At 48.2% G+C, this 23,076-nt stretch carries 20 protein-coding genes; 1 reads left to right on the top strand and 19 read right to left on the bottom strand.

Annotated features, from left to right (window positions below; genetic code table 11):
* Window positions 1-7 precede the first annotated feature (7 nt).
* The 8 genes from mce to IT084_RS10220 form a co-directional block, all read right to left on the bottom strand.
* Complete coding sequence (gene mce / locus IT084_RS10185) at window positions 8-409, bottom strand: methylmalonyl-CoA epimerase (RefSeq protein WP_195712757.1); 402 nt, start codon at window positions 407-409, stop codon at window positions 8-10.
* A 60-nt stretch (window positions 410-469) separates the two neighbouring features.
* Window positions 470-871, bottom strand: coding sequence for a cobalamin B12-binding domain-containing protein (locus tag IT084_RS10190; protein WP_195712758.1), 402 nt, complete (start codon window positions 869-871; stop codon window positions 470-472).
* An 18-nt stretch (window positions 872-889) separates the two neighbouring features.
* Window positions 890-2,560, bottom strand: a complete 1,671-nt coding sequence (locus tag IT084_RS10195) for a methylmalonyl-CoA mutase (RefSeq protein ID WP_195712759.1) — start codon at window positions 2,558-2,560, stop codon at window positions 890-892.
* A gap of 31 nt (window positions 2,561-2,591) precedes the next feature.
* Entirely contained in the window at window positions 2,592-3,458 is an 867-nt protein-coding gene (sucD, locus tag IT084_RS10200) for a succinate--CoA ligase subunit alpha (RefSeq protein ID WP_195712760.1), read from the bottom strand.
* 60 nt (window positions 3,459-3,518) lie between these two features.
* Window positions 3,519-4,631, bottom strand: a complete 1,113-nt coding sequence (sucC, locus tag IT084_RS10205) for an ADP-forming succinate--CoA ligase subunit beta (protein ID WP_195712761.1) — start codon at window positions 4,629-4,631, stop codon at window positions 3,519-3,521.
* Window positions 4,632-4,785: 154 nt separating this feature from the next.
* Window positions 4,786-5,340 carry a Fe-S-containing hydro-lyase gene (locus IT084_RS10210; RefSeq protein WP_195712762.1) on the bottom strand — a complete coding sequence of 185 codons (555 nt, stop codon included), beginning with the start codon at window positions 5,338-5,340 and terminating at the stop codon, window positions 4,786-4,788.
* A gap of 23 nt (window positions 5,341-5,363) precedes the next feature.
* The gene (locus tag IT084_RS10215; RefSeq protein ID WP_195712812.1) at window positions 5,364-6,206 is read right to left on the bottom strand and encodes a fumarate hydratase; all 843 of its coding nucleotides are present in this window, start codon (window positions 6,204-6,206) and stop codon (window positions 5,364-5,366) included.
* Between the two features lie 257 nt (window positions 6,207-6,463).
* Window positions 6,464-8,161 carry a sigma-54-dependent Fis family transcriptional regulator gene (locus IT084_RS10220; protein WP_195712763.1) on the bottom strand — a complete coding sequence of 566 codons (1,698 nt, stop codon included), beginning with the start codon at window positions 8,159-8,161 and terminating at the stop codon, window positions 6,464-6,466.
* A 170-nt stretch (window positions 8,162-8,331) separates the two neighbouring features.
* Here IT084_RS10220 and lexA point away from each other — a divergent pair, with 170 nt between their 5' ends.
* On the top strand, window positions 8,332-8,940 hold the full coding sequence (gene lexA / locus IT084_RS10225; protein WP_195712764.1) for a transcriptional repressor LexA: 609 nt from the start codon (window positions 8,332-8,334) through the stop codon (window positions 8,938-8,940).
* 335 nt (window positions 8,941-9,275) lie between these two features.
* Here lexA and IT084_RS10230 read toward each other — a convergent pair whose 3' ends face one another.
* From IT084_RS10230 to IT084_RS10280, 11 genes are all read right to left on the bottom strand, one after another.
* On the bottom strand, window positions 9,276-10,166 hold the full coding sequence (locus IT084_RS10230; RefSeq protein ID WP_195712765.1) for a selenium metabolism-associated LysR family transcriptional regulator: 891 nt from the start codon (window positions 10,164-10,166) through the stop codon (window positions 9,276-9,278).
* Window positions 10,163-11,404 carry a methionine gamma-lyase family protein gene (locus IT084_RS10235; protein ID WP_195712766.1) on the bottom strand — a complete coding sequence of 414 codons (1,242 nt, stop codon included), beginning with the start codon at window positions 11,402-11,404 and terminating at the stop codon, window positions 10,163-10,165. The genes IT084_RS10230 and IT084_RS10235 overlap by 4 nt, the downstream gene beginning before the upstream one ends.
* A 43-nt stretch (window positions 11,405-11,447) precedes the next feature.
* Window positions 11,448-12,407: an AAA family ATPase gene (locus IT084_RS10240; RefSeq protein WP_243276897.1), complete on the bottom strand. Its 960-nt coding sequence runs from the start codon at window positions 12,405-12,407 to the stop codon at window positions 11,448-11,450.
* Window positions 12,408-12,586: 179 nt separating this feature from the next.
* Window positions 12,587-12,829 carry an RNA chaperone Hfq gene (hfq, locus tag IT084_RS10245; RefSeq protein WP_195712767.1) on the bottom strand — a complete coding sequence of 81 codons (243 nt, stop codon included), beginning with the start codon at window positions 12,827-12,829 and terminating at the stop codon, window positions 12,587-12,589.
* Window positions 12,811-13,815, bottom strand: a complete 1,005-nt coding sequence (miaA, locus tag IT084_RS10250; protein ID WP_243276898.1) for a tRNA (adenosine(37)-N6)-dimethylallyltransferase MiaA — start codon at window positions 13,813-13,815, stop codon at window positions 12,811-12,813. Before miaA ends, hfq begins: the two co-directional genes overlap by 19 nt.
* Before the next feature lie 13 nt (window positions 13,816-13,828).
* Window positions 13,829-14,632, bottom strand: coding sequence for a class I SAM-dependent methyltransferase (locus IT084_RS10255; protein WP_243276902.1), 804 nt, complete (start codon window positions 14,630-14,632; stop codon window positions 13,829-13,831).
* A gap of 26 nt (window positions 14,633-14,658) precedes the next feature.
* On the bottom strand, window positions 14,659-16,560 hold the full coding sequence (gene mutL, locus IT084_RS10260) for a DNA mismatch repair endonuclease MutL (RefSeq protein WP_195712768.1): 1,902 nt from the start codon (window positions 16,558-16,560) through the stop codon (window positions 14,659-14,661).
* A gap of 10 nt (window positions 16,561-16,570) precedes the next feature.
* Window positions 16,571-17,935, bottom strand: a complete 1,365-nt coding sequence (locus IT084_RS10265; protein WP_195712769.1) for a histone deacetylase — start codon at window positions 17,933-17,935, stop codon at window positions 16,571-16,573.
* Entirely contained in the window at window positions 17,936-19,615 is a 1,680-nt protein-coding gene (locus IT084_RS10270) for a hydantoinase/oxoprolinase family protein (protein ID WP_195712770.1), read from the bottom strand.
* Window positions 19,616-19,956: 341 nt separating this feature from the next.
* Window positions 19,957-22,593, bottom strand: coding sequence for a DNA mismatch repair protein MutS (mutS, locus tag IT084_RS10275; RefSeq protein ID WP_195712816.1), 2,637 nt, complete (start codon window positions 22,591-22,593; stop codon window positions 19,957-19,959).
* A 102-nt stretch (window positions 22,594-22,695) separates the two neighbouring features.
* Complete coding sequence (locus IT084_RS10280; RefSeq protein WP_195712771.1) at window positions 22,696-23,076, bottom strand: YlbF family regulator; 381 nt, start codon at window positions 23,074-23,076, stop codon at window positions 22,696-22,698.

The raw sequence follows: 23,076 nt of genomic DNA on the forward strand, positions 1-23,076 counted from the left end.
TCCTCCTCTAGTCGCGCTCGCAAAGTTCAACCAGAGTGCCGAATGTAGCCTTGGGATGTAAAAATGCTATTTTGGCGCCACCTGCCCCGCGCCGCGGCTTTTCGTCTATTAACCTGATCCCCTTGGCTTTAAGCCGGGTCAGAGTTTCCTCCAGGTTATCAACCCTGAAGGCAATATGTTGAATACCTTCGCCGTTTTTTTCAATGAACTTGGCAATCGGCCCGTCCGGGGTAGTGCTTTCCAGTAACTCAACTTCGCTATCACCGGTAGGAATAAATGCCACCTTTACTTTCTGTTCCTCCACTATTTCTTCTTCGGTAACTTTAAGACCAAGCACTTTTTCATAAAACTCCCTGGCCGCGGCTAAGTCTTTCACGGCTATGCCGATATGGTCTATCTTTTTAACCATCCCCACACCTCCTAGTTAAAATGAAAATTAGTCTTTTCTTATAATATATCCTAACCTTTTCTAGGATCTGCCAATCTTCTGTCGGATATAATTTATAACCTCTGTTGTACTTGTCCCGGGGGTAAAAATCTCTACTATCCCTTTTTCCTTTAATTCAGGAATATCTTCATCCGGAATGATCCCTCCGCCGAGTACCAAAATATCCCCGGCGTTTTGCTTTCTTAACCCTTCGACTACGGCCGGGAACAAGTACATATGCGCCCCAGAGAGACAACTCAAGGCAACAACATCCACGTCCTCCTGCAGCGCCGCTCCGACAATCTGGTCCGGGGTTTGCCGCAAACCGGTATAAATAACCTCCATCCCTGCGTCACGGAGAGCCTGCGCAATTACTTTGGCGCCCCGGTCATGACCGTCGAGACCCGGTTTGGCGACCAACACCCTGATTGGTTTTTCACTCATCCAAGCACTCCTCCTCGCCTAAAAAACAATTTGCTGCTGGTATTCACCGAATACTCCCCTCAGCACACCGCAAATTTCACCCAGAGTCGCGTAGTTCTTCACCGCCTCAATAAAGTAAGGCATTAAATTATCATCGGTAGCAGCGGCTTCTTTTATTTGTTGCAATATTTTTTGTACCTTTTCGTTATCCCGCTCGGCTCTTAATTTAGCCAACTTGGCTTCCTGCCTCTTACCTACTTCCGGATCGACCTTGAGCAGGTCCTTCGGCCGTTCCGTTTTCAGCTGGAATTTGTTTACACCAATAACGATTTTCTTGCCGCTTTCAATATCCTGCTGGTACTTGTATGCGCTGTTTTGGATTTCCCGCTGCATGAAATTGATTGCTTTAGGGGCTCCACCCAGGTCGTCGATCTTTTTGATGTACTCTAAAGCCATTCTTTCAATCTCGTCAGTCAATTTTTCCACAAAATACGAGCCAGCCAGCGGATCAACAGTGTCCGCCACGCCAATTTCGTAACCGATAACCTGCTGGGTCCTCAGCGCAATTAAAACCGAACTTTCACTGGGTAGCGCCAGCGCCTCGTCCCGGGAATTGGTGTGAAGAGACTGTGTCCCTCCTAAAACTGCGCTCAACGCCTGGAAGGCAACCCGCATAATATTAACGTCCGGTTGCTGGGCGGTCAGGGTGCAACCCGCCGTTTGTGTGTGGAAGCGCAACATCATCGACCTGGGATCTTTGGCACCGAAACGCTCCTTCATAATTTTGGCCCAAAGCCGGCGCGCCGCCCTGAACTTGGCGATTTCTTCAAAGAAGTTCAGATGGGCGTTAAAGAAAAAACTCAGCCGGGGAGCAAAAGCGTCCACGTCAAGACCCGCGTCTATGGCAGCCTGTACGTAAGCGATACCGTCGGCCAGCGTAAAGGCGACTTCCTGTACCGCGGTGGAACCCGCTTCCCGGATATGATAGCCGCTTATGCTGATAGTGTTCCAGTTGGGAACATACTTGGCGCAATAGGCAAAAACATCGGTAATCAGCCGCATGGAATGTTCGGGCGGGAAAATATAGGTTCCCCGGGCGATATATTCTTTGATAATATCGTTTTGTATGGTTCCCTTTAGTTGTTCCTGTTTAACGCCCTGTTTTTCGGCCACGGCAATGTACATCGCCAATAAAATGGCTGCGGGTGAATTAATGGTCATGGAAGTGCTGACCTTATCCAGTGGGATCTGGTCAAAAAGAGTTTCCATATCCAGCAGGGAATCTATGGCTACACCAACCTTGCCCACTTCACCCATGGAAAGCGGGTCGTCTGAATCGTAACCGATCTGCGTTGGAAGGTCGAAAGCTACGCTGAGACCCGTTTGTCCCTGCTCCAGCAAGTACCGAAATCTCTTATTCGTTTCTTCAGCTGTGCCAAATCCGGCATATTGGCGCATGGTCCAAAGCCTGCCCCTGTACATGTTGGGCTGAACACCCCTGGTAAAGGGGTAACCGCCGGGAAACCCCAGGTCATTATCATAATCAAGCTGGGCTATGTCTTCCGGCGTATAAACCGTATTGATCTCAATCCCGGAATCCGTCACAAATTCCGGCTGCCGTTCGGGGCGTTTTTCCTTGAGCTTGGAAAGTTTCTCATTAAATTTTTGTTTATTTACATTGATCTTCTCCAGTGTTTCCTTCTCAAACAATTTACCTCCTCCTTTCACGAGCAACCTGGTGTTACTTAAGTGCGTTGCGCAGCAGTTCGGGCACTTCGAAGGGCAGGGTGGCCACACTCGCCCCGGCGGATTGCAAAGCTTCCACCTTGGCGCCAAAAGTGCCCTTACCTCTTTCAATAATGGCGCCGGCGTGCCCCATTCGTTTTCCGGGAGGTGCGCTTTTACCGGCAATGTAAGCCACAACGGGCTTGGTCATTTTCTTGATATAAAGGGACGCTTCTTCTTCGGCATTACCGCCGATTTCCCCCACCAAAACCACCGCTTTGGTCTCGGGGTCCTTTTCAAACTTTTCCAGCACATCCACAAACGAAAGACCGACAACCCGGTCGCCACCCAGCCCGACTACCGTGGATTGTCCAAACCCATTGGCGGTTAAGTTAGCGACAATTTCGTAAGTCAAGGTCCCGCTGCGGGCTACAACTCCGATCGGCCCCTCCACGAAAAACTGGTTGGGTGGAATGCCAATTTTGCATTTCCCGGAGGATACTATGCCAAACGTGTTGGGTCCCACCACCGTTGTTCCTTTTTTACGTGCTAGATCGATAATTTCCATTTCATCGTGCACGGGAATGTGTTCGGTAACAATAACCAGCACCTTAACCCCGGCGGTGATGTTCTCAAATGCAGCGTCTTTGGCGAATGGAGCCGGGATGAACAGCACGGAGGCGTCAACCCGCTCGTTCTCCATAGCCTCGTAAACGGTATCATAAACCGGAATGCCTTCAACTTCCTGCCCGCCTTTGCCCGGGGAAACGCCGCCCACTATTTTGGTCCCGTAAGCCAGCATTTGGCGGGTGTGAAATCTTCCCTGTTTACCCGTAATCCCCTGCACAATCACGTTGGTGTTTTCATTTATAATAATAGCCAATATATAACACTCCTTTAATCAATGCTTGGAATATAATGCTTGGAATATAAAGATTATTAGTTAACCGGCGTTTGCTATCTCAACAGCCTTGGCGGCAGCTTCCTGCATGACTTTGTACGCGTTCATGCCGTTTTCCTGGAGGATTTTAACCCCTTCCTCCTCATTGGTACCGACCAGGCGGATTACCACCGGGACGGGTATTCCCCTGGTTTTCTTAACCTGAACCAGCGCGTTGGCCACGTCATCACACCTGGTGATGCCCCCGAAGATATTGATAAATATTACCTTGGGATTTGTTTGCAGCAGCAGTTCAATGGCTTTGGCCGTTCCCTCCATACCGGTTCCGCCGCCGGCATCAAGGAAGTTTGCCGGCTGTCCCCCGTAATGAACAAGCGTATCCAGGCTGCCCATGGACATGCCTGCACCATTGGCCATTACGGCGATATTGCCGCCCAGTTCCACGAAAGCCAGGCCGAGATCATGCGCCTGTTTCTCAATGGATGTGCGCTCCTCAACGTAGGGTATATCCTTTTGGCGAAACAGCGCGTCGTCATCTATCGTCATTTTTGAATCGGCGGCGATTAATCGATCACCACTGATTACCAGCGGGTTAATTTCAACCAGTTCGGCATCCTTTTCCCTGAATATCTTATAAAGTAAAATCAGCAACTGCTTGAATTCTTTGCTGATCTGCCCGGCAAGTCCAAGACGCCTGGAAATTTCCTGTCCCAGGTAGGGGTAAACACCCAGGGACACGTCCACATGCTGCTTGACGATATAATCATCGGGCACTTCTTCAATATCCATTCCGCCCTGGGCCGATGCTATAATCACCGGTTTTTTGGCCGCCCCGTCCACGGTGATGGCCAGGTATAGTTCTTTGTCAATTTGAAGCTTTTCCTCCACCAGAATCCTTTCCACTTTATGACCCTGCACGGTCATGGATAAAATATCACTCGCCGCTTGCCTCGCTTCTTCCGGATTGTCGGCAAATTTGATGCCACCACCCTTACCTCTCTTTCCGGTCAGAATCTGGGATTTAACCACCACCGGACCGCCGACCTCCTGCGCCGCCTTTGCCGCATCGTCAGGATTGGTTACCATTTTGCCGGCTGGCACTTTAATCCCGTACGTGGAAAAAATTGATTTACCCATATATTCAAAGAGCTTCACTACAGCATTTCCCCCTCTATATCTGAAGTATTTTCTTATTTTCAATTCGTACTTTTAATTGAATATCCGGTTGAAGCGGTCTTTTGTAACAGACTGTTACCGGTAAACAACCGCTACCATTTTAATCCGTAAATTGCTCACCTCCCAGCGCCGGTTATTTAGATGCATAAATTTTCGTTCCTTCTTCATATAAATCCCCGCCTAAAGTATCATTAACGACGATAACGGGTAAATCCTCCACCACCAGGCGGTGTATTGCTTCGGGGCCAAGTTCCGGGTATGCCACCACCTCACATTCCTTGATACATTTGCTGATCAATGCGGCAGCTCCACCTACAGCGGCAAAATAAACGGCCTTATGCTGCCTCATTGCTTTAACTACTTCAGGTGACCGTTTACCCTTGCCCACCATTCCCTTTAACCCCAAACTAATTAACCTTGGTGCGTAAGCATCCATCCTACCGCTGGTGGTTGGTCCAGCCGATCCGATAATATTACCCGGTTTGGCCGGGGAAGGCCCTACATAATAAATTATTTGCCCCCGGAGATTAATGGGAAGTTCCCGCCCGGTGTCCAAAAGCTCTATCAGCTTTTTATGAGCAGCATCTCTACCGGTATAAATAACGCCATTTAATAATACACGTTGTCCAATGCGCAATTTTTCAACGACGTCATCGGTAAGAGGTGTCGTTAATTTTATTTTGGTCATTGTCATTACACCCACATCCTTTTTTATAAAACAATTTCCTTGTGTCTGCTGGCGTGACAATTTATATTAACCGCCACGGGCAGGCTGGCGATATGCACGGGGTATATTTCGATATGAACGGCCAAAGCGGTAAAACGGCCACCCAATCCCTGTGGCCCGATCCCGGTACTGTTTATTTCATCCAGTAGTTCACGCTCTAACCGGGCAATTTCCGGCCTGTGGCTTGGAGTACCAACCGGCCTGAGCAACGCTTCCTTGGCCAGCAAGGCGCATTTTTCAAAGGTACCACCAATACCCACTCCTACAATGATGGGCGGGCACGGGTTCGGGCCGGCCGCCTTGACGGTGTCAAGCACAAATTTTTTAACACCCTCAACCCCTTCAGCCGGTTTAAGCATTTTTATGCCACTCATATTCTCACTGCCGCCACCCTTGGGGGCTACCGTGATTTTCATTTTATTCCCCGGCACCAATTTTAAATGAATCACCGCCGGTGTATTATCACCGGTATTGACGCGCTCAAGCGGATGGCCTACAATGGACTTTCTTAAATAACCCTCGGTATAACCCCTGCGTACTCCTTCATTAATGGCATCCTCTAAGGCACCGCCCTCAATATGAACATCCTGTCCCAATTCCACAAATACCACAGCAAAACCTGTATCCTGACACATGGGGACCTCTTCCGAACGAGCAATATCCGCGTTTTTCAACAACTGCTGAATTATTTCCTTGCCCGTAAGGGAGAGTTCTTGATCATATGCTTTTTGCAAAGCATCGGTCATATCCTGGCCTAGGTAGTAATTGGCCTGCTTGCATAATTTGGCAACAGCCCGTGCTATCTCTTCCTTATGAATTGTTTTAATGGTCGTCCCCTCCCTTAAATAGAATAATTAAAAAATATACACGCAATATCCGTGCCATCTTAAAAAATGCCAAGCTAACCATTCCAACATTACTGCACCAACCTAATATAAAAATTGTAGCACATCTTATTTTTATAAAAAATACAATATCCTGAGGCATCATTCAAAATTTATATTTTTTAGAACCAACTTGTAAAAAAAATGAACTTTATTTAGCTAATAACAACTGACTATGTATCTAATTTTTTTAATCCTTTCTAAATGCTTGAACTTTCATACTTTGCTTTTTTAAGTTTATTATACAGCGTGGCCAAAGAAATATTTAAAGCCTGGGCGGCCCTTCTTTTTCCCTCTACAGTGTTTCCAAACTTGGCCAGAGCTTTCTTGATCAATATTTGTTCCATCTGGTCAATAGGAAGCAGTTCCACATCCCTTTCCGGTAAAGATTTAAACTGGCTAACGTGCTGAACAAAGTTCCTTTTCGTTAATACTTCATCGTCAACCGTAACCATTACCCTTTCCACAACGTTTTCAAGTTCACGGACATTACCCGGCCAATCGTAGCTGTACAATATTTCTTCCGCATCCCTGGAAAGACCCTTGACTTTCTTACCCAGTTTACGGTTTAATTTCACGATTAAGTTATTGACCAGTACGGGCAGGTCCTCTTTGCGTACCCTCAGCGGCGGTATTGTTATCTCCACAACATTTAACCGGTAATATAAATCTTCCCTGAATTTGCCGTTCCTGATCATTTCTCGAAGATTCCTGTTGGTTGCGGCAACAACCCGGACGTCAACACGTATCGTTTGATTGCCGCCGACCCTTTCAAATTCCATCTCCTGCAACACTCGTAACAATTTACCCTGCAACATTAAATTCATATCGCCGATTTCGTCAAGAAAAATAGTCCCTCCGTTTGCCAGTTCAAACTTACCTATTTTTGATTTAACCGCACCGGTAAAAGCGCCCTTGGCATAGCCAAAAAATTCACTTTCCAGCAAATTTTCCGGGATAGCCGCGCAATTTACCTTGATGAACGGTTTATCGCGGCGCGAACTGGCATGATGTATGGCGTGCGCAAACAGTTCTTTTCCAGTGCCGCTTTCCCCCAGCAATAACACCGTAGTATTACTGCGTGCAGCCCGTTCGGCCACCTGAATACATTTTTTCAAGTCAGGGCTATCACCCAGAATATCGGCAAAACTATACTTACATGTGGTAACCTGCCCGAACTTATCGGAAAGGTTTTCAATAATCGAAGTGCTCTGTCTTAATTCATCCATTAATTTCATGACATCGGTAAAGTGTTGAAATACCACCACCGCTCCCTCTAATTTACCGTCTACCATGATCGGAGAAGCATTACTGATAACTTCCGCATTGCTGCCCCCCACCCTGGTCCGGTGACCAAAAACGCTTTTACCAGTTCGCAATACCATAGCCAGCGCGCCATCCGGGGATACTTCCAAAACATTTTTACCTATTCTTTGATCAGCCGGAATGCCTGTGATACGTACAAAAGCCGGGTTAACATACTTGATCAACCCATCCTTATCAGCTACTTCCACCGCCTCCTGGACCGAATTTAATATAGTGGACAGTTCTCCCTGGATTCTTTTAATTTTTAAGAATTCCTGTTTTTCTTTGAACAGGCGAACCATTAAATTTACAGCCCGGGTATCAATGACTGAAACTTTTCCCCTGATTGATTTATCCAATTCAATTCCTTCGACGGTATTAATGATAACATCGAGGTCGGCAATATCGTTGATTTTTTGAAGACCGTCATAGATTTTGATATTACCGTCTTCCAAACTGCCGGTAGATTCTTCATTTTCGCCGGCTATCCTAAAAAAACAAGTTACCTCTATGCCCACTATATCTTTTAGCAAATTATATACCGATACCCCATCGGCGCCGGTACCGATGATTGCAACTTTTATCTTTTGCATCAACTTTTCACCTTCTAAATTAAATAAATTTTTTTATGTTCTGATAAATTCAACTATTTCCCCACAATTCCTTCTAAAATATAAAAAAATAACTTTCGCGAACAAATGTTTACTCTTGTAATATTTATGGTATAATTAAAAATTAATTGGAGAAAGGACGTGCATAAAAATTGAATAAAAAATTAAACCAGCGCGAAGAGGAAATATTGAAATTTATTAAACATAACATTCAAACAAGGGGCTATCCTCCTTCCGTAAGGGAAATCGGTCAGGCGGTTGGACTAAAGTCGAGCTCTACGGTACATAACTACCTGTGTAAATTGGAGGAGAAAGAATACTTAAGAAGAGACCCGGCAAAACCGAGGGCCATGGAGGTTTTGGATGACGAGGGTTCACAGTTCAAGGAAATGATCATGGTGCCCGTGCTCGGGCGGGTTGCGGCGGGCGTTCCCCTGCTGGCGGTGGAAAATCGGGAGGATGTATTTCCCTTGCCGGTTGATTTTGCCGGCCGGGGAGAATTTTTCATGCTGCGGGTGAAGGGTGATAGTATGATTGAAGCCGGGATTTTAGAAGATGACCTGGTACTGGTGAGACGCCAGCCAGACGCGGAAAACGGCGCCATTGTGGTGGCCCTTTTGGAGGAAGAGGCCACGATCAAGCGCTTTTACCGGGAAAACGACCACATCCGCCTGCAACCCGAAAACTATCGCCTGTCACCCATTTTAGTTAAAGACGTAAAAATTCTTGGTAAGGTTGTGGGACTTGTAAGAAAGTTTTAAAACCCTTCAACAAACACGGAAGGGCCCCCGGTTACCGGCAGATAGCGGCGCGGGCGATCCTTTAATAACTACAAGAAAGGCGCGCCCTAAATCAGTTCCCTTTAACGCGCGCCTTTCAGTACTTTTTCCTTAACCCTGGCCATAAATTTAGCCGGGAATAATCTCCTAAAAGCATAAAAAAACTCCTTATTGTGGAGCAAAAGGAGTTTTTCTCATTCTGGACTAATCCATCAATACTCTCGGGATGTCGGTTGATACATCCGGCCACAAACAAACAACACCAGAACCGCTATTATAATCAAGATAAACGGCAACACGCTCTCCATGTTATTAAGTTAAATTTTCGACTGTAAAAGCATTTTTTCAAAGGCTTCCGCGGCGTAATTGGCAATTCCGGGGTGATAGCGGGCCAGGTAAAAACTCCTGGTAAGATTAACATTGCACAAGTTTGCTTTCCCCACTTTTCCAACCTCGAGCGCATCCGCGACGGCCCAGCGCGATACAAAACCAATTCCCATTCCCGCCTGCACCGCACTGATTACCGATCTGGTACTGCCCAATTCCATGTTGACATTTAACTTCTCTATGTTTAACCCGTGTCTTTCCAGTATCTCCAACATGGATTTACGAGTGCCGGAACCTTCTTCGCGCAGGATAAACTTTTCATCCATCAGATCGGACACATCAATCCACGAGCCGTTCCACCGGTGCCCGGGTGGTACAATCAGAACCAACTCGTCCTTAATCCATTCATTAAATTGTACATTATCCGCGTTCTGGATCGCACCAACCACCCCGAGATCAATTTCCCTTTCCTGAACCCACCGGATCACATCCCCACTTCCGGCTACTCGTAAATTAACCCGCACTCCCGGGTACTGCTGCCGAAACATACCGAGATAACCCGGCAAAAGATATTCCCCCGGAATTGTGCTGGCTCCAATGAGCAAGTGGCCGGCTTTCAAGCCGCGCAACGCATCCAACCCGGCCTTAATATTATTATAATGGGCCAGCATTTTTTTCGCCTCGGGATAAAGCAACCGGCCCGCTTGAGTAAGAGATACCCTTTTTTCACTACGCTGAAAAAGCGTTACCTCAAGCTCTTCTTCCAGTGCTTTGATTTGGAAGCTGATGGCTGGCTGGCTCATGTACAAATGCCTGGCAGCCCGGGTGAAGCTCTGTAGCTCGGCAACCCAAATAAAAGCTTCAAGTTGCTTAAAGTTCAAATTATTTCACCACGCAATACTTCACGGGCCGCCGCAAGCAAGCCGATTTTTGTGTATACCAGGGATAGGCCCCCTTGATAATAGGCCGCAAATGGTTCCCGTATAGGCGCATCGGCGGTAAACTCCAGTGAGGCTCCCTGCACAAATGTACCCGCCGCCATGATAACCGGATGGCTATAACCCGGAATTGGTGACGGTACTGGCGTCACATGACTGTCTACCGGGGAAGCTCCTTGAACACCGCGGCAAAAGGCTTCCAACCGTTCGGCCGACTTTAATATTACGGTTTGTATGATGTCGGTTCGGGGTTCGTCGGGTGAGGGCAAAACATCAAATCCCAATTTTTTAAAAAGTAGCGCTCCCCAGATGGCGCCGCGCAATGCTTCCATGACCAGGTGCGGCGCCAGGTAAAGCCCTTGAAAAAACAGCCTTTGCCAGCCCAGCGTCGGTCCCACATCGGCCCCGATGCCGGGGGCGGTTAACCTGTTGGCGGCCAGCTCAACCAGGTTCCTTTTGCCGGCCACATAACCCCCGGTGGGCGCCAGACCCCCGCCCGGGTTTTTAATTAACGATCCGGCTATAATGTCTGCGCCATTTTCCGGTGGTTCCGTATCTTCCACAAACTCGCCGTAACAATTATCAACAAAGATAATCGTTTCTGGTTGCCTTGACTTGATGAACCGGCAGAGCTTTTTTAAACCGGCCATGTTCAGGGACGGCCTGGTGCTGTAGCCACAAGATCTTTGAATCAATACCATTTTTACCGGTTGTTTCAACGCAAGTTCAATGCTCTCCCAGTCCAATCCACCGCCAGGCAACAATTCAATCTGCCGGTAGCGTATCCCCATACCGGTTAGCGAACCCGCCGGTTTATCTTTAAAACCGATTATTTTTTCCAAGGTGTCATACGGTTTTCCCTGCACCGTCAAAAGCAGGTCACCAGGGTTTAAGATACCGTACAAACAAAGGGCGATGGCATGGGTACCGCTGACTATTTGCCCCCTGACCAGTGCATCCTCCGTTCCGAAAATTTGAGCAAATACCCTTTCCAGGGTTTCCCGGCCGTCATCATCGTATCCATAACCCGTCGACCCCCGTAAATGATGCGAGCTTACCCTCGCTTCTTTAAAGGCATTGATCACCTTACGGTGATTGGCGAATTCAACCGGCTCCAGCCCGCGATAAATTTCCTGCACCTGCTGATCAACTTCCGCCGCAATTTGTGATAAGTTCCTCAATTAATCCTGTACACTCCTCTGTTTGAAGTTTATTTTTATTGAATTAATTATTGATAGCGTCCCGCGCACCGGCCATATCTTTTCTTGTTATAGTCATCAAATCTTCCCGGGAAATTTCTTTTAACTGAACCAAGCGCACCGCCTGCACGCGCATGGCTCTTTCAATCAGGTTTCTAACCAGCCTGGCGTTGCCGTTGTGCTCATGTAACCTGCGCATCGATTCTATAATATTAACCAGTTCCTCCCTGGCTCCAGCTGACAGGCGATACTCCCTTTGCTGCAGCATCATGTCAGCGATGGCGATCAATTCATCCGTTGAGTAATCCGGGAAGGTGATATGAATGGGGAACCGGGAACGCAGTCCGGGGTTTGTTTGCATAAACCTATCCATTTCGTCCCTATACCCGGCCAGAATGATAATCAAATTATCCTTGTGATCCTCCATGCCCTTGACGATTGTATCGATGGCCTCTTTGCCGAAGTCCTTTTCCCCGCCCCTGGCCAGGGAATAGGCTTCATCAATAAACAAAATGCCCCCCAGAGATTTTTTGATTTGTTCCCGGGTTTTTTGGGCGGTGTGCCCTATGTATTCCCCCACCAGATCGGCCCTTTCCACTTCCTGCAGGTGCCCCTTGGGTAAAATGCCCGCTTCCCTGAATAGTTTGCCCAGGATCCTGGCCACCGTTGTTTTGCCGGTACCCGGGTTTCCTTTAAACACCATGTGCAATACCTGGGACTCGGTATGCAATTTCTCCCGGGATCTTCGCTTTTGGATTTCCATGAAAGCGTATATTTCGTTAATATGTTTTTTAACGTTATGGAGACCCACCAGTGATTCCAACTCTTGCTTGATGGAAATAATTTTATCAGGGTCGTTTCCCTTCGCCCCGTGTTTCTCCGGAATTGATCTTGTCTTATCTTTTTCGGGGGATGGACGCTCGTTGGATTCCGGAATAATTATATTTTTTCCCCCGGATGTATGCCACATCTTAACTCTTACCAATTCCATCACCTCACCGGGCATATTACTAATGTTTATGCGCCCGGCCAGGTCAAGCTGACTGAAAAATGAAAGTCTCTCGTATGAGAGACCGGAATCCGCGGTTTAGCGACTTAATCAACAATAACTATATCGTAAAGCCGGTATACTGCCCAGTTGCTCAAACGGGCGTTTCCTTGAAATCAGCCGACTTTAGGCTCCGAAAAAGTTGTATTCACAGGCTTCATGGGACTGACGGTGGAAATCGCGTGCTTATATACCATCATTTGTTTTCCGTCGCTTTCCATGATCACTGTAAAATTATCAAAACCTTTAACCATTCCTTTTAACTGAAATCCATTAACCAAAAAAATTGTTACGGGTATATTGTCTTTTCTGACCTGGTTTAAAAAAGCATCCTGTAAATTTATTTGAGGTTTTGACATGTGGTTCCCTCCGTTGGTATTTTTTCTTTTTTCTTTCTACCTGCTAAAGCAATTTCCTGCCTTATAAAGCTCAAGATTTTATCCGCAGCATTGTTTATTGTATCATATTTCTCCATATCTATCCATTTGATACTACTATATCGCTTAAACCAAGTCAACTGCCGCTTGGCAAATCGCCTGGTGTTTCTTTTCAATAGCTTAACCGCTTCTTCCAGCGAATACTCGTTTTGTAAATAACCAGCAATCTCTTTATAACCCAATCCCTTCATTGAAGTCAACCCCGGATGGTAACCGTCGTTCAGCAGTCCCGCCACTTCACTTACCAACCCGTCGTTAATCATTTTATCCACTCGCGCTTCAATTCTACGGTACAACTCATCACGGTTATATGACAAGCCGATAAACAGTTTCGCATAACAGGGATATTCTTTTTTGTTTTCCCGGCGGGATAGCGAACCCGAACCACCTGCCTGGTGGTATATTTCCAGAGCCCGAATAATTCTTTTCACGTCATTGACATGAATTCGTTCCGCCGCCCGTGGGTCCACTTCCCGGAGTTTTTGATACAAAGCCTCATTTCCTTTTTCTTCCGCCTCCCGTTTCAACGCATCCCTCAGTTCCCGGTTGATGCCGGAAAAACCAAAATCATAATCATAAATAACCGCATCAATATAAAACCCGGTTCCACCTACCAAGATCGGTAACCTGCCCCGGCGGTCAATTTCCGCAATTGTCTTTCTGGCCATTTTTTGATAAACCGCCACCGTAAAATTTGCGTCGGGTTCAACAATATCTATTAAATGATGCGGGATACCTTCCATTTCGGAAAGGGTAGGCTTGGCGGTACCGATATCCATGCGCCGGTAGATCAGCATGGAGTCGGCGGACACCACCTCGCCATCCAATTGTTTGGCCACTTGCACGGCAACCGCGGACTTACCCGTAGCCGTCGGCCCGGCAATAATTAAAAGCGGTATTTTATCCAAGGTATATCCCCCATTACTTTCCCTTAACCATAACACCATAAATAACAGGGGCGTTGGTCCCCCCAACAAAGTGTTCAAAACCGAGTTGTCTCAACTCGTTGCATCTTCTGCCTTCCTTTACAACCACCCGTTTTGCTGCAACCCGCATGGCAAGTTTGATTACCTCTGGTGTCAGGGGCCTGTGGTCAGCCAGCGGCCTGAGGGCATTAATCCCGCTTGATTTCAACCGCGGCAGTCGAAACATTGGATCAAAGTAAACTACATCAAAACTGTTTTCCGGCAGTTCAGCCAATACTGCTCCATGGTCGGCGCATTTAACCTTCACACGCCGCATCGCTTCCAGCACATCCCGGCCGACTTTTTTATAGTTGCTTTGCAGGCCGGTGCGAACGATGGCAGCGATAACGGGTGAGGATTCCAACCCTACCACAACACCTTCTGTTCCAAGTACGTAACTTGTTACTATGGCGTCGGTGCCCAGGCCTAAAGTGCAATCCAATACGCGCTGCCCCGAAGACAATTTCATAGCGCTAATCATCTGATCATTTTTCCCTGACTTAATTTCCTTTATGCGCAGCACGGCCATGGAAGGATGGAAAAAAAATTCATTTTCTCCGGTAATATAGGCAACTTTATTGGCGTCGACCACAACAACACCGGAAACATTCCATTCTTCCGACAGCTTCTTGATCGCTTTTTTATTCCTGGCAACGAGCGGAGCGCCTATCTCCCGGCTGATCCTTACGGCCAACTCCAACTGATCGGCGTGGGCCCTTAGCGACGTGGTTACAATGCAGCGAGGCATGCCTCCCGGCATGTTTACCACAGTTGATCCCCCCTCGATCACGTGCGCTTGAACATGGCGTCTAATTCGCGCCTGGTAATAGAAATTACTGTTGGCCTGCCATGTGGACAAGTGTACGGTTCGCCGGCCCGCGCCAGACGGTTGACCAAAACCTGCATCGCGTCAGCGGACAGCCTTTCCCCCCCCTTCACGGCCGCTTTGCACGCCATTATAGACGCCAGTTCATAATTTACCCTGTTATTATTCACCTTACCTCTTACCATTATAGTTTCGACAAGGTCCAAAATGATCCGCTCGCCCTCGCCGGCGGAACAATCCGCCGGAATGCCCCGGAGCAAAAGACTGTCCCGTCCGAAGTCTTCAAAAACAAAACCTAAAGCCTCAAAGCTGGCTTTATATTCCCTAATTATATCTTTTTCATGAATTCGCAAATCAATATGCACCGGCGTTAGCAAAAACTGAATTTCCGGGCTGCCTTCGCTTAAAAGCTGATTATATTTTTCAAATAAAATCCGTTCATGGGCAGCGTGCTGGTCAATGATGTAAATTCCCTCGTCATTGCCGGCCACTATGTACATATTCATTAACTGCCCAACTACCTGCAGTTCAGGAAAGGGCTGCCGGTGGTAGTTCATTCGTGTTTCGGCAACCTGTTCTCCGCGCTCGCCTTCGTCCGGCCGGTATTTTTCCCCGACCGCGCCGGTGTCCGCCTCGTTTCCCGGTTTAAACGGGTAATGCGGGGCGTGGGGCGGGTTTTCCGCAACGGATGCTACGCTCGTTTCCGGTGCGTCTCCGGGGTTACGGGTAAAACTTGTATCACTGGTCTTTCGGGTTAAATTTGTTGATTCCGCCGGGCGCGACGGCTGGCTGGCCAGGTTTAACCGAAACGGTTCGCTTGTGGGCGGTAATTTCTTTTCCCCGAAATTTTCTCGTTTAATCGAGGGCACTAAACTTACCTCTTTCATGGCCCTGCGCACGCCCTGTGTTACCAGGGACGTCAGCTTATCTTCCATGTCGATTTTAATTTCCATTTTGGAAGGATGTACATTGACGTCCACCATTTCAGGGGGTAACCTGAACGACAAAACCGCCACCGGGTAACGCCCCGTGGTCAATACCCCCCGGTAGGCTTCCTCAAGAGCGTTGTTAATTAACGGGCTGCGAATAACCCGCCCGTTAACCGCCAGTGTTATCTGCTGCCTTGTGCTACGGCTAAGATCCGGTTTTCCGACGTAACCTTCCATAGTTATGCCCGAGTCTTGACAACTTACCGGCACCAGCATCTCCGCCGCGTTTAACCCGTACACGGAGACCAGTGCGTCCAGTGTTTTTCCCGAACCCGGCGTTCGCAATATCTCGCGCCCGTTGTGTTCCAGAGTAAACTTAACCCGGGGATTGATTAATGCCAGTTTATAAACAAGGTCGTTAATTAATCCGGCCTCTGTGGATCTGGACCGGAGATGCTTGCGACGTGCGGGGGTGTTAAAAAAAATGTCCCGCACCGTAACGCTTGTCCCAGCAGGACAGCCAACCGGTCCCGATTCCATAACCTTACCGCCATGAACGCGGATATGGTACCCTTCATTATTTCCCGGAACTCGTGTTTTTAGCGACACATCGGACACAGCGGCAATGCTGGGCAGCGCCTCACCTCTGAAACCCAGCGTTTCAATACGGTCCAGGTCCCCGGCATGTTTAATTTTACTGGTGGCATGACGTTGAAAAGCCAGGGGGGTATCCTCCTGGCTTATACCACATCCGTTATCAATTACGGAAATAAAGTCAATACCCCCACCACGAACGGATATATTGATGGAATCCGCCCCGGCATCAAGAGCATTTTCCACCAGTTCCTTCACCACGGAGACAGGCCTTTCGACCACTTCACCAGCGGCGATTCTACAGGCCGTTTCCTCATCCAGCACAATGATTTTTGGCATATTTCCCGCTTTACCCCTCAGTTATCCATTCTTTTTGTTTCTTTTTATCATACGAAATGCAGGTATCGGTCGACTTATCCTGCAGGTAAAGGTAATCAAAACTGCGTTCCGTTTTACGCTTAAATTCTTCATACAGGTCATAGGCCTCGCTCTGACAGGAGTTGCAAGCTTGAAAGGGTATGGAAACGGCAAAAATTCTGACCGGTTCACGGTATCCTCTTTCCGCGCGCGATTCAATAACAATATAGCCGGGACAGTCGGGGCAAAGCCGGACCTTTTCCAATTGGTCCTCCTCGATATAATCAGTGTCGTAATAGATGGATTTTTTACGCTGGTAGAACTTGCCTGTGCCGAATATCTTTTGGAGGTCTACCTGGTCCCGTTTCTCCCAGGTTTCCAGCAACTGGTCCACCATCCGGTGCACGTTGGATATCCTGTCGGGGCTCTCCTTGAACCGGCCCGGCCAGTAATCCGGTTCCATCACGTAGGAATAATCTGCGCCGGCCAGTGCCAAAATGATAGCTAAATTAACATACGGCAGCGCGGATTCAATGGCATACCCGCCTTCAAGGACCGCCAGGTGAGGCTTTAATTTTTTGGTAAAATCGGCGTAGGCCCTGGCGGTAAACCGCATGCTCCCGAGTGGATCGGTATAATGGTTGTCCTGCCCGGCCGAATTGATGATGATTTCCGGCTGAAACTCCTTAACCACCGGCAATACCAGGTTATCCACCACGTACATGAAGGTATCGTCTGTGGTTCCCGGGGGCAGGGGCACGTTCAGCGTTCTGGCATAGGCCCCGGGGCCTCCTAGTTCATGGGTAAAACCAGTTCCGGGGAAAATTGTGCGCCCGTCCTGGTGAAAAGATATAAATAAAACATCCGGATCGTGGTAGAAAATGTCCTGGGTGCCGTCGCCATGGTGGGCGTCCGAATCAACAATGGCTATTTTTTTAATTCCATGCCTGCGGCGCAAGTATTCCACTAAAATAGCTTCATTATTAATGCTACAAAATCCACGGTTACCATGCACGACGCGCATGGCATGGTGTCCCGGCGGTCGAACCAGGGCAAACCCGTTTTTGATTTCCTTGTTGATAATACTATCCCCCAGTTGCAGGGTCGACCCGGCCGCAATTAGATGCGCTTCGGTAACCTGGCTTTGGACCCTCGGTACGCAGAAATGAGTCCTGGCAATATCATGCAACGTTGCCAGGCGAGGAGCATACTCCTTGATCTGTGGCAGATCCATTACGCCCTCTTCGAAAATCTGATCCCGAGTATAAAGCAACCTTTCTTCACGTTCGGGGTGTGTGGGCGATATCGCCCAGTCAAAAGCCGGAAAAAATATCAGCCCTGTTTTATCACTATTCATTTAAAATCCACCCCTTGATCCAATATGCCCCATGATACCCCTGGAAGTCTGTACGCAAATATCATAAATCCTCCCGGTTGTTACCCAGTTGCGGACCATGGTAAATACATCCTTCCGGGTAACTTCCGTTTTTTCAATCATCGTTTCAAGCCCATAATTTTCCGCCCTTTTTCTTAGCCACTCATTTGCCAGAAGCAATGCATCCTCTTCGCTAAACGGGTCTTTGTCAATTTTACCCTGGTAACCTTCCTCTTCAACGGTGTAATAGCCTTGCTCCGTATCGGCGCGCAAGCTTACCTGCAAGGTGGGTAATGCAACCGCCGCCCCGATGGCATTGGCCACGCGGGCATAAGGCGGTATCACCGGGTAGCAACCGATCCTGGCCGCTATTTGGGTAATAAAGCCCGCGGCCCCGCCGCCAACCCCAACCACCGTTCGGGGGCGTTCCTTGCGCTTTTGTAGAACCTCCCACACCCGGTAGGCCGGTTCCTGCTGCCATTGTAAAAACATCATTTCTATTTCCTGAACGATCATGTCAACAACCAAGTTGGTAACATAGCTGGCAACGTCGTTACAGCTCATCCCCAGCGGCTGGCCAATTGATTCCATAGCCTCACATGCCTTATCCAGGTTGCCCAGGTTGGTTAGCCCGAGCACCCTTAAGGCGTCGGTCGGTGTGGGCATCGGCCCCCCCAGACAGTAGGGCGCTCCCAGCCTTTCCGAATAAAGTAAAATCTCCTTACCAACCCGTTCCACGACGCTGTCGCCGCCCACGGGAACGGATTTTACAGCCAGAGCGCGAACCTGTGTAAGTTGGTCGTATACCCGGGCTCCCCTGGAAGAGAGTAACGGCTGGCCGCTTAAAATCAGGGCCAGATCGGTTGTGGTGCCGCCGATATCCACGACAACCGATGTTTCTCCCGGCGGAATTAATGCCTGCACGCCCAGCGTACTCGCCGCGGGACCGCTGAAAATGGTTTCTATGGGCATACCGGCAACTTTGCTTAAGGGCATCGTGCCGCCGTCGGCCTTAAGTATATAAACAGTTCCTTTAATGCCGCGCCTGGACAGTGCTTCGTTGACGGAATCAACAAAAAACGAGTATTTGTCCCTGGTGGCGCAGGTCAGCATGGTGGACACCACGCGCCTGGGAAAGCTCAGTTGACCGGCCACCTGGTGGCCCATTTCCACCTGCCAATCCGGGTTATACTGCTTAACTCTGGAGGCAACTTCCTTTTCATGTTTATTGTTTCGTACGGAAAACTTACCGACCACCGCTACTTTTTTATAACCCTTGGCGCTCAGATTATTAACCGCGTTTTGAATTTCCTCGTGGCGCAGAGGCATGATTTCCCGGCCTCGATAATCAATGGCGCCGGATATAATGTATGTATCGGTATTATATTGATAATGCGCATGGCTTAAACCGGGTCCGGGGATTAAGATCAAGCCTACTGGATCGTATTTTTTTTCGGCGATTAAATTTGTTATTAAAGTCGTGCTAAAAACCACTCGCTCAATTAATTCCGCGGGCACACCCTTCATAATCTGATCAAGTGCCTTCAGCAAGGACGTTAGAATATTATCGCTGCTGGGTACCTTGGCGGTAGCCATCACCAGGCCATTATCCAGCAGTACGGCGTCGGTACATGTTCCTCCAACATCGATGCCGATATACATTCACTCCACCCCCAAGACCCACATCAATTCATCTATATTAAATTACTGATTTTGCTTCAAAAATCGCCTACTTCTATCTGGCGCTCCGGCGGTATCAATCGTTCGTTTCGCAATTTTACCCTTGAGGCCGGTGAAGCTTGTAGTTAACGCTTGCAACTTACTGCCTAACTACTTCTTCACGCCCTAAGGGGTCATGGCTCTTGGGATATGACGGGCTAGGGACCGCATCCAGTGCTCCACACACTCCGGAAATCCGCCGGATCACCTGCCGCTGTGGTGTTTTTGCAGCAAAATCAATACTTAATTCTTCGAACTAGTGTTTATATCCTGATTAAAAATACTTAATTCTTCGAACCAGTGTCAATATCCTGCAATAACCTATTTTCCATCTTCACTTCACATTCTATTTTTTGTTTCCAGCGGGCCAACAAGTTTAATGCATCAAGTGGTGTTAACCGCATAATATCCAAGTTCGTAATTTCCTCAAGAATAAACTTATTAGGACAACCGTTACATTGTTCCGGTGGTTGGCCACTTACAGTTTTTTTGTTTCCTGCTTCCAAATATACGGCGATTTTTTTTTCGACTCCATTACGCATTTCCAGTTCCGCCAGTATATTTTTCGCCCGGCTTAAAATCGCTTCCGGTAAATCGGCCAGCCGGGCCACCTGGATTCCGTAACTCCTGTCCACTTTGCCGGGGAGGACTTTACGTAAAAATATAATTTCGTCATTTTTTTCCCGCACGCTAACTGTATAATTACGCACGCCCGGCAAGTCCTCCAAATCGGTCAACTCATGGTAATGTGTAGAAAAAAGGGTTCTGGCTCCTATTTCCTGATGTATGTACTCCACCAGCGCCCTGGCAATACTGATACCGTCATAGGTACTGGTACCCCTGCCCACTTCATCCATGATAATTAAGCTTTTTGCGGTTGCATTTTTTACAATTTCCCTGCATTCGCTCATTTCCACCATAAATGTGCTTCGACCTCCCGCCAGGTCGTCAGCAGCACCGATACGGGTGAAAATCCTGTCCACCACACCAATTTCGGCGCTGGAAGAAGGAACAAAACTACCAGCCTGTGCCATTAACGTAATCAGGGCGACCTGGCGCATATAAGTGCTTTTGCCGGCCATGTTAGGGCCGGTCAGCAAAATTATCCCATGTTCATCCAACAAAGTATCGTTCGGCACAAAATTACCGGCTCCCAAAACCCGTTCTACCACCGGGTGCCTGCCGTCGCGTATGATGATCTTGTTGCCGTTATTCACCACGGGACGCACGTAATTGGCTCTTTCGGCAACCTCGGCCAGAGACGCCAGCGCATCCAGTTTGGCCAGTTGCCTGGCTGTATTTTGAACGCGATAAAGTTCATCTGCCAGTTTCTGTCTTATGTCGCTAAATAACTGGTATTCCAACTGAACCAGCCGGTCTTCCGCACCCATAATCATTTCTTCGTATTCTTTGATCTGGGGAGTAATGAACCTCTCCGCGTTGACCAAAGTCTGACGACGAATATAATAATCCGGCACCTGGCCCAGGTTGGACTTGGTTACTTCAAGGTAATAACCAAAAACCTTGTTATAACCTACTTTCAACGATTTGATGCCGGTTTTTTCCCTTTCCTCAGCCTCAACTCTGGCCAGCCAATCCTTCGCATTCCTGCTGGCAGCACGCAGGCGGTCTACTTCGGGATGGTAACCGTTTTTGATAATTCCTCCGTCCCTCACGGAAACCGGGGGTTCTTCCGCAATGGCTGCGTGCAAAAGGTCATTCAGGTCGCGCATGTCATCAAGATCATTCCTGATATCAACCAGCAACGCAGAGCCGCATTGATTCAACAGGCCTTTCAGGGCGGGTAAAACATCAAAGGATTTTCTTATTGCCAGTAAATCCCTCGCATTGGCAGTACCATAAGCAACTCGGCTTGCCAGTCTTTCCAGGTCGTAAACCTGCCGCAAGGCATCCTTGATTTTCTTGCGCAGTATTATATTACCTGTCAGTTCCTCAACCGCATCAAGGCGCATGTTGATCTGGCGCGTATCCACCAGCGGCTGCTCGAGCCATAATTTTAGCAACCTACCGCCCATGGCCGTGTCGGTATTGTCCAGCACCCAGATCAGCGTACCCCAACGCGAGCCGTCCCTGATGGAACTAGTCAGTTCCAGGTTGCGCCGGGAAGCAGCGTCCATTTTCATATACTGTCCGGTAAAATAAACTTTTGGTTGATTAATCTGCTTGAGTGTTCTTTTCTGCGTTTCCTCCAGGTAACAAATCACAGCACCGGCAGCCCTTACACCGTAAACCGGCCTGAAAGCTTCCCCTTCAAGCCAATGGCTCCCGAATTGACGGTTCATCAGCTCCACAGCCGCTTCATATTGATACTTTGCATCGTCCAGTACGGTGATTACACCGGCCGGCTTGGGAACCCGGCATTTGACCGTTTCCAGGTCCTTCCGGGCCACCAGTACTTCAGCGGGGTCAAGGCGTGACATTTCATCGACAAGCTCCGCAAAAGCGCTTGGGCCTGCAAATTCCGTAATCGTAAATAATCCCGTGGAAACGTCGGTACAAGCCAGCCCACATCCATCGTCTTCCACAATAATTGAAACCAGGTAATTATTGCTCTTGTCATCCAGGCATTGCCCTTCAATCACTGTGCCGGGGGTAACCACTCGGATAACCTCCCTTTTAACCAGTCCCCTGGCCTGCCTGGGATCCTCCATTTGCTCGCAAATGGCCACCCGGCGGCCTTTTTCGATAAGGCGGGCAATGTAGGACTCCGCCGCATGGTGGGGCACCCCGCACATGGGCACTTTCTCCCCTCCCCCTCCATCCCGGGAGGTTAGGGTTATTTCCAGGTCCTTGGAAGCAATTATAGCGTCATCAAAAAACATTTCATAAAAATCGCCCATGCGAAAGAATAAAATGCAATCCTGGTAATTCCGTTTAACCTGCAGGTACTGTTCAATCATTGGGGTATAAGCCACTGCTGTTCCCTCCTAGGGACATTATAACACAGTGTTAAATAATTCAAAATAAAACCCCGGCTTATAAAGCCAGGGTTAGTTGCCGTGTTAGTCACCACAACCGCTGCATGAGGAACAACACTCGTCCGAGCAGGAAGCATGCTGGCCGGCTATGGCCTGGGATATAATGTTATTGATCTCTTCCAGTACCTTTTCAAAGTTTTGTTGCGCTTTAAAGAAATTATAAATTAAAGGATTATCCAGCATGGCTTTTTCGATTCTTTCCACATCTTCTTTCTGGCTTGATGTCAGCTCTTTACCTTGCCGCTGAATCGACATATATATTTTTTGCTTTTCTTTAAATTCCTCAATAATTTTTTTAGCTTCCTCGTTTTGAAGCATTAACAGCTCGGCGTTTTTCATGTCAGCCAGTTCCCTTGATGCAGCTATCTCCTGGCCCAACTCGTAAGCTTTTTCCAAAATCGACAC

This window comes from Desulfallas sp. Bu1-1, assembly GCF_015594625.1.
Classification (GTDB): Bacteria; Bacillota; Desulfotomaculia; order Desulfotomaculales; family Desulfallaceae; genus JADNRQ01.

Coding starts and splice junctions, on each gene's coding strand:
- mce (WP_195712757.1), bottom strand. CDS start 409: ATGGTTAAAAAGATAGACCATATCGGCATAGCCGTGAAAGACTTAGCC.
- IT084_RS10190 (WP_195712758.1), bottom strand. CDS start 871: ATGAGTGAAAAACCAATCAGGGTGTTGGTCGCCAAACCGGGTCTCGAC.
- IT084_RS10210 (WP_195712762.1), bottom strand. CDS start 5,340: ATGACCAAAATAAAATTAACGACACCTCTTACCGATGACGTCGTTGAA.
- IT084_RS10220 (WP_195712763.1), bottom strand. CDS start 8,161: ATGCAAAAGATAAAAGTTGCAATCATCGGTACCGGCGCCGATGGGGTA.
- hfq (WP_195712767.1), bottom strand. CDS start 12,829: ATGTCAAAACCTCAAATAAATTTACAGGATGCTTTTTTAAACCAGGTC.
- IT084_RS10255 (WP_243276902.1), bottom strand. CDS start 14,632: ATGCCGGGAGGCATGCCTCGCTGCATTGTAACCACGTCGCTAAGGGCC.
- mutL (WP_195712768.1), bottom strand. CDS start 16,560: ATGCCAAAAATCATTGTGCTGGATGAGGAAACGGCCTGTAGAATCGCC.
- IT084_RS10265 (WP_195712769.1), bottom strand. CDS start 17,935: ATGAATAGTGATAAAACAGGGCTGATATTTTTTCCGGCTTTTGACTGG.
- IT084_RS10270 (WP_195712770.1), bottom strand. CDS start 19,615: ATGTATATCGGCATCGATGTTGGAGGAACATGTACCGACGCCGTACTG.
- mutS (WP_195712816.1), bottom strand. CDS start 22,593: ATGATTGAACAGTACCTGCAGGTTAAACGGAATTACCAGGATTGCATT.